Source organism: Vibrio sp. 10N.261.52.C11 (assembly GCF_041471405.1).
In the GTDB taxonomy this organism is placed as follows: Bacteria; Pseudomonadota; Gammaproteobacteria; order Enterobacterales; family Vibrionaceae; genus Vibrio; species Vibrio crassostreae_C.
In genome coordinates, this window is record NZ_JBFROI010000079.1 from 1 (window position 1) to 13,828 (window position 13,828).

Sequence of the window (13,828 nt, forward strand, 5' to 3'; positions counted from 1 at the left end):
AAGCCCTAAATAGTGGCGCGTCCTGGAGGATTCGAACCTCCGACCGCCTGGTTCGTAGCCAGGTACTCTATCCAGCTGAGCTAAGGACGCACGGTTTTTGATATTAATTCTCGACGAACGATTTATCAATATCAGGATTCACATTCTTATAAGAACTAAACCCTAAATAGTGGCGCGCTCTGGAGGATTCGAACCTCCGACCGCCTGGTTCGTAGCCAGGTACTCTATCCAGCTGAGCTAAGAGCGCACGGTTTTAGTATCAACTTAGTCAATACAAGGACTTTCATTCTTAAAAGAAATAAACCCTTAAATAGTGGCGCGTCCTGGAGGATTCGAACCTCCGACCGCCTGGTTCGTAGCCAGGTACTCTATCCAGCTGAGCTAAGGACGCACGGTGTTCATTCATTAAGAATGAAGTTGTGAAATATATCACATTCTTCTTGCTACGAAGAAAAAAAAAGGCCATCGGCCTGTAATGAATGGCGGTGAGGGAGGGATTCGAACCCTCGATGCAGCTACAAACCACATACTCCCTTAGCAGGGGAGCGCCTTCGGCCACTCGGCCACCTCACCTAATTCATTATTCTCAATATCACTTACAAGTAAGAGAAGAGAGAATGGCGCGTCCTGGAGGATTCGAACCTCCGACCGCCTGGTTCGTAGCCAGGTACTCTATCCAGCTGAGCTAAGGACGCACATTTACATTGTCTAAATTGCTAATTTTAGACTCGCAAGAAATGGCGGTGAGGGAGGGATTCGAACCCTCGATGCAGCTACAAACCACATACTCCCTTAGCAGGGGAGCGCCTTCGGCCTCTCGGCCACCTCACCGTCTTGCGGAGGCACATATTACGTTTTACCGAAAATATGTCAAACACTTTATTGAAAAAAATTGGACAAAAACACTCAACCGTTTGCTATTTAATCAAAGCGCTTGCAAATTGAACTTATAAGATTCAAATCGCGCTTTTTCCCTTAAAAATTAAGGTGAAAGATTGGCAATAATAAACAGCCGAAAACAATTATCTAATTTCTCCAGCAGCAAGTGCTACCGCTGATGGCACAATACTACGGGATGCGTATTTTCGCCATAGGGGAAGCGAATAAATCTTGAGTTTTGCCAAACAAAATACAGAGCAACAGTTCTGTTCAACCTTGTCTGTATCTCGCAGCATCACAAAGCATTCACTTCACCACTTTGAGACCGATCCGTTATCCAACCCATCTATGTCCCAATCAGTGTTTCGGTTCCCCAAGATCAAAAAAGGCTAGCAACAATGCTAGCCTCTTCTCTACGCAAAAGTATTAGTAGTTGCCAGATGCAACGTTACCATTACCTTTTTCAGCTTGAATGCGCATGTAGATCTCTTCACGGTGAACAGATACTTCTTTAGGTGCGTTAACACCGATACGTACTTGGTTACCTTTAACGCCTAGTACAGTAACTGTTACTTCATCACCAATCATCAGTGTTTCGCCAACGCGGCGAGTCAAAATTAGCATTCTTTGCTCCTTGAGTAATCTCTAAATTTATCTAGCTACGAGAGCATTATCCAACAAAAGTTATATTTTCGTAAACTATCGATTGAGTTTATTTAACCAAAATGCACTTCTTTTTTAGGATAACCCTGTGTTTCACGCGCTACGATGTATGCATTGTGTAATATGTTAGCAGCCATATCGACTTGCGTTGGTGATATCACCAAAGTTAAAGACTGCTGCTGCAATAAGTGATGCTGTACATCAATTTCGCCTTCAGACAACAATCCATGTGAACTGACCACAATTTCTTGTGTTCGGCTTCCTACCACAGTTAACAAACTAACCTGTTCACTATTACGGATTTTCTCAGCAAAAACTAGTTTTAATTTGGCACTTATGTCTTGTTTAATAATGAGTGCTGCCCGTTCTGTTTCCTCGATCACACTACAGACTTCGATCCCCAACAGTTGGCAATGTGAAATGAAAGACGGTAAATCTTCATTCAAACACTCGATACGCACCATATCTCTTTGGATGGCGATGCCAGCAATATCATTCAAACACTGATTACCCGCGATCAATGTGCCCTCGCCTTGTTCAAAGCTTGAAAGCACTCGCAATGACACGTTGTGCTGCCATGCATACTGAACACAAGGAAGGTGCAATACCTTAGCGCCTCGGCGAGCCATCTCTTCCATAGAAGGAAAGTCTAAAGTATCTAATTTCTGAGATTGTTTTACGACTCTAGGGTCACAAGAGTAAACACCATCTACATCAGTATAGATCTGGCATTCTTTCGCCTGCAAGGCACCTGCAAGCGCGACCGCTGTAGTATCTGAACCACCGCGGCCTAATGTCGTGATATCACCTTTCGCATTGAATCCTTGAAAGCCTGCAACAATAACAATCTGGTTGTCATCTAGCAGAGCTTGAATCGGAGCAGTATCAATACGCTCAATCGCTGCATTATTATGATTAGAATCCGTGTGTATCTTGGCTTGATAGCCAGTCATCGATGTCGCTTCATAACCTAACTTGTGTAACGTCATTGCTAACAAGGCCATGGAAACTTGCTCGCCAGCCGTTAACAACACATCCAGTTCTCTAGCGTTTGGTACGCTATCAACTTGCGTGGCTAAATTAACTAACCGATTTGTTTCACCAGACATAGCAGAAACGACAACCACGATCTGGTTCCCTTCATTTTTCGCTTCAATGATTTTTTCTGCTACATGATGGATTCGTTCAATTGAACCCACCGACGTTCCACCAAATTTCTGCACGATAAGAGGCATTTTCACCCGTCCTCACCTTCCCAAGACCAATGTCTATATATGACAAAAAAACACATACTCCGCGTCAGGGCGAAGCAATAAAAAATTAACCAAGGAGTCTAACGCCACCATTAGACTTCTTGGTTAATCTCAATCAAACCTTGTTTAAACACACTTCCAATAGGCAAAATAAAAGATGCCCAATCAACTGATTGGGCATCTTTGTATCAATTACTTAAGCTTAAAGACGCTCTTCTAGCCAAGTACGCACAGATTTAAGCGCTTCTGGCAGTGCTGCAACGTCTGTACCGCCCGCTTGAGCCATATCTGGACGACCGCCGCCTTTACCGCCAACTTGCTCAGCAACCATCTTGACGAGATCACCCGCTTTTACTTTGCCGATTAGGTCTTTGGTTACACCAGCAATCAAGCCAACTTTACCGTCTGCTACGTTCGCGATCAGGATGATGCCGCTACCTACTTGGTTTTTAGCGTTATCAACCATAGTACGTAGGTTCTTGTTGTCTGCGCCTTCAATTGCAGCAACCAAAACTTTAGTACCAGAGATGTCTTCTACTTTGCCCATGATGTTTGCGCTTTCTGCAGCAGCCATCTTTTCTTTAAGCAGTTGGATTTCTTTCTCTAGCGATTTCGCTTTCTTAGCTGATTCAGCAAGTTTCTCTTCGTAAGCGTTAGCCTGAGCTTCTACAGCATCTAGAGCAGCTTCACCTGTTACCGCTTCAATACGACGAATACCCGCAGCAATACCACCTTCAGAAGTGATCTTGAATAGACCGATATCACCCGTGTTGCTTGCGTGGATACCACCACAAAGTTCAGTAGAGAAATCGCCCATAGATAGAACGCGAACTTCATCATCGTACTTCTCGCCAAACAGTGCCATTGCACCTTTTTCTTTCGCTGACTCGATGTCCATGATGTTCGTTTCAATCACATGGTTCTTACGAACTTGTGCGTTAACTAGACGCTCTACTTCTTTAATCTGTGCTGGTGTTACCGCTTCAAGGTTAGAGAAGTCAAAACGTAGGTTATCTGGCTTAACTAAAGAACCTTTCTGAGCAACGTGCTCACCTAGCACTTCGCGCAATGCAGAGTGAAGTAAGTGAGTGGCAGAGTGGTTTAGTGAGATAGCAGCTCGACGCTCAGCGTCAACCGTTGCTTCTACTTTATCGCCCTTAGCAAATACACCTTCAACTAGCTCACCGTGGTGCGCAAATGCGTTACCTAGCTTCTGAGTGTCTTGTACTTTGAAAAGACCCGACGCTGTTTTTAGTGTACCAGCATCACCACATTGACCGCCTGACTCAGCGTAGAATGGTGTCTCTTCAAGGATGATGATTGCTTTGTCGCCAGCCGATAGTGAAGATACTTCTTCGCCGTCAACGAATAGCGCAGAGATTTCACCAGCACCTTCAGTTGCTGTGTAACCACAGAACTCAGTATTGGTGTCTACTTTGATTGTCGCGTTGTAATCCGTGCCGAATTGGCCAGCTTCACGTGCACGCTTACGCTGTGCTTCCATCGCCTTCTCAAAGCCTTCTTCATCGATAGTAAAATCGCGTTCGCGAGCTACATCGTTAGTAAGGTCAGCTGGGAAGCCGTATGTATCGTAAAGTTTGAAAACTGTTTCGCCGTCAAGCTCTTTGCCTTCAAGTGCATCTAGTGCGTCATTAAGAATAACCATGCCGCGCTCTAGCGTACGACCAAAGTTCTCTTCCTCAATGCGAAGTACTTTTTCAACCAGCTCTTGCTGTTTCTTAAGTTCATCTGCCGCAGAGCCCATCACTTCAGCCAGTACGCCCACAAGTTTGTGGAAGAACACGCCTTGTGCGCCAAGCTTGTTACCGTGACGAACTGCACGACGGATGATACGACGTAGAACGTAGCCACGACCTTCGTTTGAAGGCATAACACCGTCAGCAATTAGGAATGAACAAGAACGGATGTGGTCAGCAATAACGCGTAGCGATTGGTTAGATAGATCGTCATGACCAACAACTTCCGCAGTCGCTTTGATTAGCTTTTGGAATACATCAATTTCGTAGTTAGAGTGAACGCCCTGCATGATTGCAGAAATACGCTCAATACCCATACCTGTATCTACAGCAGGCTTAGGTAGCGGTTCCATTGTGCCGTCAGCGTGACGGTTGAACTGCATGAATACGTTGTTCCAGATCTCGATGAAACGGTCACCATCTTCTTCAGGTGTACCAGGACGGCCGCCCCAGATGTGCTCACCGTGATCGTAGAAGATTTCAGTACATGGACCACAAGGACCTGTGTCACCCATCGTCCAGAAGTTATCAGACTCGAACTGTTTACCGCCTTCTTTGTCGCCAATGCGAACGATACGGTCAGCAGGAACACCTACTTTCTTGTTCCAGATATCGAATGCTTCATCATCTGTCTCGTATACCGTTACCAGTAGACGATCTTTTGGCAGTTGAAGAGTTTCAGTCAGGAATTCCCAAGCAAATCCAATCGCTTCTTCTTTGAAGTAGTCGCCAAAGCTGAAGTTACCTAGCATTTCGAAGAACGTGTGGTGACGAGCCGTGAAACCTACGTTTTCAAGGTCATTGTGTTTACCACCCGCACGTACACAACGCTGAGCCGTAGTTGCTCGAGTGTAGGCACGCTTTTCGGCGCCTAAGAAGCAATCTTTGAATTGGTTCATACCTGCGTTAGTGAATAGCAGGGTTGGATCGTTATGTGGAACTAACGATGAACTGTCTACGATTTGGTGTTCTTTGCTCTCAAAGAACTTAAGGAACGCGTTGCGAACCTCATCAGTGCTCATGTACATGCAGCTCTTCCTGAAAATAGTCGAGTTAGAATTTTGCCGTATTGTAGATCATGGTTAAGGCTTCGACTAGTTTTCTTGTAGAAAAGACACCCTTGGGCAGGATTTTAGTGGGAATTCGATAAAATGAAGAATATTCCACTATATCTTGCCGTGGAAAAGCAGAACTAAATTGACGACCTAGTACCGAAGAAACTCAGTCAACGAGAGAGATTTGACCAAAGACATGCTCGACGGAGCAGATCCAATAAAAAAGCCCCGCATAAAATATGCGAGGCTTTAAATTCTTTCAAAGCGGATGCTTCTTTCAAACATCCACTCTATAAAACGTGAGCTTATAGCTCTTCGTTTTCTTCTTCTTTCTCTACGTCTTTCTCTTCAAGAACAGCAGGAGTCAGTAGTAACTCACGAAGTTTAGTATCGATCTCTAGAGCAACTTCTGGGTTTTCACGCAGGTATTTACCAGCGTTAGCTTTACCTTGGCCGATCTTATCGCCTTTGTAGCTGTACCAAGCGCCTGCTTTTTCTACTAGCTTATTCTTAACACCTAAGTCGATAAGCTCACCTTCGCGGTTGAAGCCTTTACCGTAAAGGATTTGAGTCTCAGCTTGTTTGAATGGTGCAGCAATCTTGTTCTTAACGACCTTGATACGAGTTTCGTTACCAACAACTTCATCACCATCTTTAATCGCACCAGTACGGCGAATATCAAGACGAACAGATGCGTAGAACTTAAGTGCGTTACCACCTGTTGTTGTTTCTGGGTTACCGAACATCACACCAATTTTCATACGAATTTGGTTAATGAAGATAGCCATACAGTTAGACTGCTTAAGGTTACCCGTCAGCTTACGCATTGCTTGAGAAAGCATACGAGCCTGAAGACCCATGTGGCTGTCGCCCATTTCGCCTTCGATTTCTGCTTTTGGTGTTAGGGCTGCTACTGAGTCAATAACAAGAACGTCGATTGCACCTGAACGAGCCAGTGCATCACAGATTTCCAGCGCTTGCTCACCAGTATCTGGTTGAGAAACAAGAAGTGCATCGATATCAACACCAAGCTTTTGAGCGTAGATAGGGTCAAGTGCGTGCTCCGCATCAACGAATGCACACGTCTTTCCCACTTTCTGTGCTGCAGCAATAAGCTCAAGCGTTAGCGTTGTTTTACCTGATGATTCTGGACCGTAAACTTCTACGATACGTCCCATCGGTAGGCCACCAGCACCTAGTGCGATATCTAGAGATAGAGAACCTGTAGAAATAGTTTCTACGTCCATTGTGCGGTTATCACCAAGACGCATGATAGAACCTTTACCAAATTGCTTTTCAATCTGACCAAGGGCTGCGGCTAACGCTTTTTGTTTATTCTCGTCCATTTCTATCTCCACATAATCGGTTGTCTCAACAAGCGATCTAGAATCTATTTCTAACCCACATAGGGGTGACTAATTGGCTTTTATTATACTGTTGATTCATACAGTGTCTATACCTGTATGAAAATAATTTGTACAAATGTTACTTACCTTCCATTGATAGGTAATCATAAATAACTTGCAGGGCATGGTGCGTGGCTTGTTGGCGTACTTGTGATCTGTCGCCTGTAAATACATGCGTTTCTACTTTATCCCAGCCATTTAGCGCTTTCCACGCGAAGCATACTGTACCAACAGGCTTATCTTCGGTCGCGCCACCTGGGCCAGCGATGCCACTGATTGATACAGAGATCGTCCCGTTTGAATGTTGCAATGCCCCGCTCGCCATTTCTATTACGACAGGCTCACTCACGGCGCCGAACTCCATTAAGGTTTTAAGCTGTACACCGATCATCTCTTGTTTGGCTTCATTGCTGTACGTAACAAAAGCGCGATCAAACCATCCAGAGCTGCCCGCAATATCGGTGACTGCACTCGCGACACCTCCGCCAGTGCAAGATTCAGCCGTCACTAACACGTGTTTGTGTTTAGCGAGTAAATGTCCAAGCTGCTCACTAAGGTCTTGAGTCATCTGCATCATCTGCTTCCCTTTATTTACTGTCATATCATTTGGATTCGCATCTTTTCGCATCAGCCGCTTTTCGCACGAAACGCTTTCACGTATCCTAAGCCGCAATAGAAATAAACGAAAGAAGTTAACTGTGAAAGCCGATCAAAAACATACTCCCATGATGCAGCAGTATCTAAAACTGAAAGCAGAAAACCCAGAAATTCTGCTGTTCTACCGCATGGGCGATTTCTACGAGCTTTTCTACGATGACGCTAAAAAAGCCTCTCAACTCCTCGATATTTCACTGACTAAGCGTGGCTCATCAAATGGTGAACCGATTCCGATGGCAGGTGTTCCATACCATGCGGTTGAAGGATACCTTGCAAAGTTAGTGCAACTTGGTGAGTCCGTAGCAATTTGTGAACAGATTGGTAATCCAGCACTTTCAAAAGGCCCTGTTGAGCGCGCAGTAGTGCGTATCGTGACACCGGGTACCGTAACCGACGAAGCCTTGCTTTCTGAACGCGTTGATAACCTAATTGCAGCCATTTATCACCACAACGGTAAATTCGGTTATGCGACACTTGATATTACCTCTGGCCGATTCCAACTTTGCGAGCCAGAAACAGAAGAAGCGATGGCCGCTGAGCTACAAAGAACCTCTCCGCGTGAGCTGCTGTTCCCTGAAGATTTCGAACCCGTCGATTTAATGGCAAGCCGTAATGGCAACCGCCGCCGCCCTGTATGGGAATTTGAATTAGACACCGCTAAGCAGCAATTGAATAAGCAGTTTGGTACTCGCGATCTGGTTGGCTTTGGCGTAGAAAGCGCGAAACTGGGTCTATGTGCGGCTGGTTGTTTGATCCAATACGTGAAAGATACCCAACGTACTGCCCTCCCTCATATCCGTTCACTCACGATGGATAAACAAGATCACTCGGTGATCCTTGATGCTGCAACTCGTCGTAATTTGGAGATCACGCAAAATCTTGGGGGTGGTACTGATAACACCCTTGCCGAAGTACTTGATCACACTGCGACAGCAATGGGTAGCCGTATGCTTAAGCGTTGGTTACATCAACCAATGCGCAATATATCTGCACTCGATCAGCGCTTAGATGCAATTGGTGAAATGAAAGATTTGGCTCTATTCACAGAACTACAGCCAACCTTAAAACAGATTGGTGATATCGAACGTATTCTCGCTCGATTAGCACTTCGCTCTGCTCGCCCTCGCGATATGGCGCGTCTTCGCCAAGCAATGGAATATTTGCCAGAGCTTGCTGAAACACTGACGCAACTGAAGCACCCATACCTAACTCAACTTGCTCAATATGCTTCTCCTGTGGATGAGGTTTCTGAGCTGCTTGAACGTGCAATCAAAGAGAACCCACCGGTGGTTATCCGTGACGGTGGTGTGATTGCAGAAGGCTACAATGCCGAGTTAGACGAATGGCGCGACCTTGCAGCAGGCGCAACTGAATTTCTTGATAAGCTTGAGCAAGAAGAGCGTGAACGTCATGGCATCGACACGCTAAAAGTTGGCTACAACAACGTACATGGTTTCTTCATTCAAGTAAGCCGTGGGCAAAGCCATCTTGTGCCGCCACACTATGTTCGTCGTCAAACGCTGAAAAATGCTGAGCGTTACATCATTCCTGAGCTGAAAGAGCACGAAGACAAAGTACTTAACTCTAAGTCGAAAGCACTCGCTATCGAGAAACAGCTGTGGGAAGAGTTGTTTGACTTACTACTGCCGTATCTAGAGCGCCTACAAAATATCGCCTCTTCAGTATCTCAGCTTGATGTTCTACAGAACTTGGCTGAGCGTGCAGATACCCTTGATTACTGTCGTCCAACCATGACAGAGTCTGCTGGCGTACAAATTCAGGCCGGTCGTCACCCTGTTGTTGAACAAGTGATGGACGAACCTTTCATTGCTAACCCTATCGACCTGAATGATCAACGTAAGATGCTGATCATCACGGGTCCCAACATGGGTGGTAAATCGACCTACATGCGCCAAACGGCACTCATCGCATTGATGGCTCATATCGGTTGTTATGTTCCTGCAGAAAGCGCAACCATCGGCTCTATCGACCGTATCTTTACGCGTATTGGCGCATCCGATGATTTGGCTTCTGGCCGTTCAACCTTCATGGTTGAGATGACAGAAACCGCAAATATCCTGCACAATGCAACACCAAACAGCCTTGTGCTAATGGATGAAATCGGTCGTGGTACCAGTACTTACGATGGCCTGTCTCTGGCTTGGGCAAGTGCAGAGTGGCTAGCCAATCAAATCAATGCGATGACACTGTTTGCAACGCACTACTTTGAGCTAACTGAACTACCTAACCAACTTCCAACTTTAGCAAACGTACACTTAGATGCGGTTGAGCATGGTGATAGCATTGCCTTTATGCACGCAGTTCAAGAAGGTGCTGCAAGTAAATCTTATGGTCTAGCGGTTGCAGGTTTAGCTGGCGTACCGAAAGCAGTGATCAAGAATGCTCGTGCGAAGCTGACTCAGTTAGAAGCGTTAAGTATGGAGTCGCCAACATCGAAGCCAAGCGGTGTCGATATCGCAAACCAACTGAGCCTGATCCCAGAACCGAGTGAAGTAGAGCAAGCGCTAGCGAATGTTGATCCTGATGATCTAACTCCTCGCCAAGCATTAGAAGAACTTTACCGCTTGAAGAAGCTGCTTTAGTTTCTTACCAAGTAGCTTGTTGTGGCCGTACTGCTATTTTGATTAGACGGCATGAAATACCAAAGCCACAAACAAAAAACGCTGACTTAAAGTCAGCGTTTTTATTTGTCTTCTATTTAGAGAAGCATCATCCGTTCAATTAGTCGTTTTCTACGTTGAACAGGTTTTCCATATTCAGACCTTGCTTGATAAGAATCTCACGTAGACGGCGAAGACCTTCAACTTGGATTTGACGAACACGTTCACGAGTCAGGCTGATTTCGCGGCCCACTTCTTCTAATGTTGACGGTTCATAACCCAGTAGTCCAAAGCGACGCGCAAGCACCTCTTTCTGCTTAGGATTCAGCTCATCAAGCCAGAAAATCAACGAGTTCTTGATATCGCTATCTTGAGTTGAAACCTCAGGATCTGAATTATTGATGTCTGGAATAATATCCAACAGCGCTTTCTCACCGTCACCACCAATTGGCGTATCAACAGAGCTCACTCTTTCGTTTAGACGAAGCATCTTGCTCACATCACCAACCGGCTTATCTAGCTTAGAAGCAATTTCTTCTGCCGTTGGTTCATGGTCAAGCTTTTGTGATAGCTCTCTTGCAGTACGTAGGTAGATGTTCAGCTCTTTCACAACATGGATTGGCAAACGGATAGTGCGAGTCTGATTCATTAACGCACGTTCAATGGTTTGACGAATCCACCATGTCGCGTAAGTTGAGAAGCGGAAGCCACGCTCTGGATCAAACTTCTCTACGGCGCGAATCAAACCTAGGTTGCCTTCTTCGATTAGATCGAGAAGTGCAAGGCCGCGGTTGCTATAACGACGTGAAATTTTTACCACTAAACGCAGGTTACTTTCGATCATGCGTTTACGTGCTGCTTCATCACCGCGTAGAGCTCGACGTGCATATAGCACTTCTTCTTCAGCGGTTAGTAGTGGTGAGAAACCAATTTCGCCTAAGTAGAGTTGAGTGGCATCTAAACTTTTAGACGTAACTTCAACTTCTTCTTTCGCTTCGGTTTTCTTAGTGACTGTTCGTTTTGCTTTTCCAAGAGCTTCCGGTTCCGTGGTTGCTTGGTCAAGATCGAACTCTTCTTTGGTTACTGCATTGCTTATACTCATAACGCCTCCCCCTGGCGAAATTAGCATGACATTACAACTTCATATGTCGCTAAATGACTATGTCACTCCATACAATACGTAATTTTTGCATATTGTATTTAAGGTAAATATCGTTTTGGATTAACGGACTTACCTTGGTAACGAATCTCAAAGTGCAGCCTAACACTGCTGGCTCCAGAGCTTCCCATTGTTGCAATCTTCTGCCCTGGTTTCACACTTTGCCCTTCAGATACTAATAGTCGGTCGTTGTGCGCGTATGCACTTAAGTAATTATCATTGTGCTTCACAATCACTAGATTGCCGTAGCCTCGTAGTGCATTACCCGAATAAACAACCGTTCCCCCTGCAGTAGATACTATTGGCTGACCTCGCTGTCCTGCTATGTCTATGCCTTTATTTCCTTGTTCGCCTACAGAGAAACTCTTGATTACTCTCCCTTTAGTTGGCCATAACCATTTGGATACTTTATCACTTGTTGGTTTGGTGGGCGGTGTAACATTCTGTTTACCTTTAGAACCAACATACTCCTTTGATTTGGATTGTTCAACCTTCTTTGGTGGATCTTTTTTCACCACTTTGGTGGTAGTTTGAGCTGGAGCCGGTTTAGAGTTTTTGCTCTTTTGTGGTGTGGTTTTCGGTTTACTTGCCGCAGATGACGTTGTGGATGCGGCGACAGGCGCAGCAACTGCTGCTGCCGCTACCGTTGACTTACCATACGCTGGCGCGTTGTAGCTAGGACGCCATAACTTAAGCTTCTGCCCTGGGTGGATAGTGTAAGGAGCAGACAACTTGTTATAACCGATGAGGTCTTTAACGTCTTTATTGGTGACATAAGCAATGAAGTAAAGGGTGTCGCCTTTTTTAACTTCATAGTAACTGCCACGATAACTACCACGATCAATCGATGAGTAATTCTTGTTTAGGTTTGAAACGGGCGCAGGCGAATTCGCTGCACACCCAACAAGGGCACAGCTAAGCAGTAAAGTACTTCCTTTTAACAACTTCGAACGCATCGACTCTCTATCCACCTACACCATTAGTCTTTTATTAAGCTAGCTCACCAGGAACAAGAGGTACAAATCTCACCATCTCGATAACACTCGATAAAAACTCATCGCCGTGTCGAACGATCTTCAATAGTTGCTGTTCGTCATCACCGACTGGAATCAGTAAACGACCGCCATCTTTCAGCTGTTGCAGAAGCGCTTGAGGAATCGACTCTGCAGCAGCGGTAACAATAATCGCATCAAAAGGCGCCTTTGAAGACCACCCTTGCCAACCATCACCATGCTTAGTTGAAATATTGTAGAAATCGAGTTGCTTCAACCTACGCTTAGCATCCCATTGTAGCGACTTTATTCTTTCAACCGAATAGACATGATCAACAAGCTGAGCCAATACTGCGGTTTGGTAACCAGAACCCGTTCCAATCTCCAAAACGCGGCTATCTTGTTGTAACTCAAGTAACTCTGTCATTTTAGCAACAATATATGGTTGCGAGATGGTTTGCCCCTGTCCGATCGGCAGCGCATTATTATCATAAGCTTGATGGTACATCGCCTGTGATAAAAAGCTCTCTCTCGGCAGTTGGTAAATCGCATCAAGAACCTTTTGGTCTCGGATACCATTTTCAATCAGAAAAGTAACTAAGCGCTCGGCTTGTGGATTGCTCACTTACTTCTCCCCTAACCATGTTGTCATCGCACCTAACGACTCGTGCGCCGTCAGATCAACTTGTAACGGTGTTACCGATACAAAGCCATGTTCGATTGCGTAAAAATCGGTACCTTCGCCAGCATCTTGCTCTTTACCCGGAGGACCAAGCCAATAGATATCATGACCACGAGGGTCTTTTTGCTTAATCATATCTTCGGCATGGTGACGAGCACCGAGGCGCGTAACCTGAGTACCAGACAATTGTTCTAAGGCTAAATCAGGAACGTTTACGTTCAACAAGCGGTTGGTCGGGATTGGGTTTGCTAAATGTTGTTCGACAATACGACGAGCAATCGCTGCCGCTGTCTTAAAATGTTTTTTTCCCACCAGAGAAAACGCTACCGATTGAACGCCTAGAAAATGCCCTTCCATTGCTGCAGCCACCGTGCCGGAATAAAGCACGTCATCACCCAGGTTAGCACCGTGATTAATGCCCGTTAATACCAGATCAGGCATGTCATTCTTTAGCAGTTCGTTTAACGCAAAATGCACACAGTCGGTCGGTGTTCCTTGTACCGAATAGGTATTTTCAGTAATCTCTTGAACACGCAGAGGCTGTTCTAAAGTTAATGAATTTGACGCACCCGAGCGATTACGGTCAGGGGCAACAATGATAACGTCAGCAAGATCACGTAGCTCATTTGCCAGCTCATGAATACCTTGAGCGTGCACACCATCATCATTGCTGAGTAAAATCTTCATCTTGTATCCTTTCTTTT

General features: G+C 45.4%; 10 protein-coding genes and 6 tRNA genes. 1 reads left to right on the forward strand and 15 read right to left on the reverse strand.

Annotated features, from left to right (window positions below):
* Window positions 1-13 precede the first annotated feature (13 nt).
* The 11 genes from AB4323_RS22340 to pncC all read right to left on the reverse strand — a co-directional run bounded on the left by AB4323_RS22340 (window position 14) and on the right by pncC (window position 7,587).
* Window positions 14-90, reverse strand: a tRNA-Arg gene (locus AB4323_RS22340).
* Window positions 91-170: 80 nt separating this feature from the next.
* A tRNA-Arg gene (locus AB4323_RS22345) sits at window positions 171-247 on the reverse strand.
* Between the two features lie 67 nt (window positions 248-314).
* A tRNA-Arg gene (locus tag AB4323_RS22350) sits at window positions 315-391 on the reverse strand.
* Window positions 392-480: 89 nt separating this feature from the next.
* Window positions 481-573: transfer RNA gene (locus tag AB4323_RS22355), tRNA-Ser, on the reverse strand.
* 45 nt (window positions 574-618) lie between these two features.
* Window positions 619-695, reverse strand: a tRNA-Arg gene (locus AB4323_RS22360).
* Between the two features lie 43 nt (window positions 696-738).
* Window positions 739-831, reverse strand: a tRNA-Ser gene (locus AB4323_RS22365).
* A 474-nt stretch (window positions 832-1,305) separates the two neighbouring features.
* Window positions 1,306-1,503, reverse strand: a complete 198-nt coding sequence (csrA, locus tag AB4323_RS22370) for a carbon storage regulator CsrA (RefSeq protein WP_004415691.1) — start codon at window positions 1,501-1,503, stop codon at window positions 1,306-1,308.
* A gap of 92 nt (window positions 1,504-1,595) precedes the next feature.
* A complete protein-coding gene (locus AB4323_RS22375; protein WP_017063224.1) occupies window positions 1,596-2,777 on the reverse strand; it encodes an aspartate kinase in 1,182 nt (393 codons plus the stop codon).
* A gap of 220 nt (window positions 2,778-2,997) precedes the next feature.
* Window positions 2,998-5,580 carry an alanine--tRNA ligase gene (gene alaS / locus AB4323_RS22380; protein WP_017059024.1) on the reverse strand — a complete coding sequence of 861 codons (2,583 nt, stop codon included), beginning with the start codon at window positions 5,578-5,580 and terminating at the stop codon, window positions 2,998-3,000.
* Window positions 5,581-5,912: 332 nt separating this feature from the next.
* Complete coding sequence (recA, locus tag AB4323_RS22385; protein ID WP_017056586.1) at window positions 5,913-6,953, reverse strand: recombinase RecA; 1,041 nt, start codon at window positions 6,951-6,953, stop codon at window positions 5,913-5,915.
* Window positions 6,954-7,092: 139 nt separating this feature from the next.
* On the reverse strand, window positions 7,093-7,587 hold the full coding sequence (pncC, locus tag AB4323_RS22390) for a nicotinamide-nucleotide amidase (protein ID WP_029235458.1): 495 nt from the start codon (window positions 7,585-7,587) through the stop codon (window positions 7,093-7,095).
* Between the two features lie 124 nt (window positions 7,588-7,711).
* Between pncC and mutS the strand changes: the two genes are divergently transcribed.
* Complete coding sequence (gene mutS, locus AB4323_RS22395) at window positions 7,712-10,273, forward strand: DNA mismatch repair protein MutS (RefSeq protein WP_017059026.1); 2,562 nt, start codon at window positions 7,712-7,714, stop codon at window positions 10,271-10,273.
* 139 nt (window positions 10,274-10,412) lie between these two features.
* On the opposite strand, the gene rpoS is transcribed toward mutS, so the two are convergent.
* The 4 genes from rpoS to surE all read right to left on the reverse strand — a co-directional run bounded on the left by rpoS (window position 10,413) and on the right by surE (window position 13,811).
* Complete coding sequence (gene rpoS, locus AB4323_RS22400; protein WP_017059027.1) at window positions 10,413-11,393, reverse strand: RNA polymerase sigma factor RpoS; 981 nt, start codon at window positions 11,391-11,393, stop codon at window positions 10,413-10,415.
* A gap of 98 nt (window positions 11,394-11,491) precedes the next feature.
* Window positions 11,492-12,406 (reverse strand): murein hydrolase activator NlpD, encoded by a 915-nt coding sequence (gene nlpD / locus AB4323_RS22405; protein ID WP_017059028.1) that lies wholly within the window; start codon window positions 12,404-12,406, stop codon window positions 11,492-11,494.
* Window positions 12,407-12,440: 34 nt separating this feature from the next.
* Window positions 12,441-13,067, reverse strand: a complete 627-nt coding sequence (locus AB4323_RS22410; RefSeq protein ID WP_017633213.1) for a protein-L-isoaspartate(D-aspartate) O-methyltransferase — start codon at window positions 13,065-13,067, stop codon at window positions 12,441-12,443.
* Entirely contained in the window at window positions 13,068-13,811 is a 744-nt protein-coding gene (surE, locus tag AB4323_RS22415) for a 5'/3'-nucleotidase SurE (protein ID WP_372098715.1), read from the reverse strand.
* Window positions 13,812-13,828: the final 17 nt, after the last annotated feature.

What these genes read in the sequence shown, in the direction of transcription:
- csrA (WP_004415691.1), bottom strand. Translation starts at nt 1,503, where the DNA reads ATGCTAATTTTGACTCGCCGCGTTGGCGAAACACTGATGATTGGTGAT.
- AB4323_RS22375 (WP_017063224.1), bottom strand. Translation starts at nt 2,777, where the DNA reads ATGCCTCTTATCGTGCAGAAATTTGGTGGAACGTCGGTGGGTTCAATT.
- alaS (WP_017059024.1), bottom strand. Translation starts at nt 5,580, where the DNA reads ATGTACATGAGCACTGATGAGGTTCGCAACGCGTTCCTTAAGTTCTTT.
- recA (WP_017056586.1), bottom strand. Translation starts at nt 6,953, where the DNA reads ATGGACGAGAATAAACAAAAAGCGTTAGCCGCAGCCCTTGGTCAGATT.
- pncC (WP_029235458.1), bottom strand. Translation starts at nt 7,587, where the DNA reads ATGCAGATGACTCAAGACCTTAGTGAGCAGCTTGGACATTTACTCGCT.
- rpoS (WP_017059027.1), bottom strand. Translation starts at nt 11,393, where the DNA reads ATGAGTATAAGCAATGCAGTAACCAAAGAAGAGTTCGATCTTGACCAA.
- nlpD (WP_017059028.1), bottom strand. Translation starts at nt 12,406, where the DNA reads ATGCGTTCGAAGTTGTTAAAAGGAAGTACTTTACTGCTTAGCTGTGCC.
- surE (WP_372098715.1), bottom strand. Translation starts at nt 13,811, where the DNA reads ATGAAGATTTTACTCAGCAATGATGATGGTGTGCACGCTCAAGGTATT.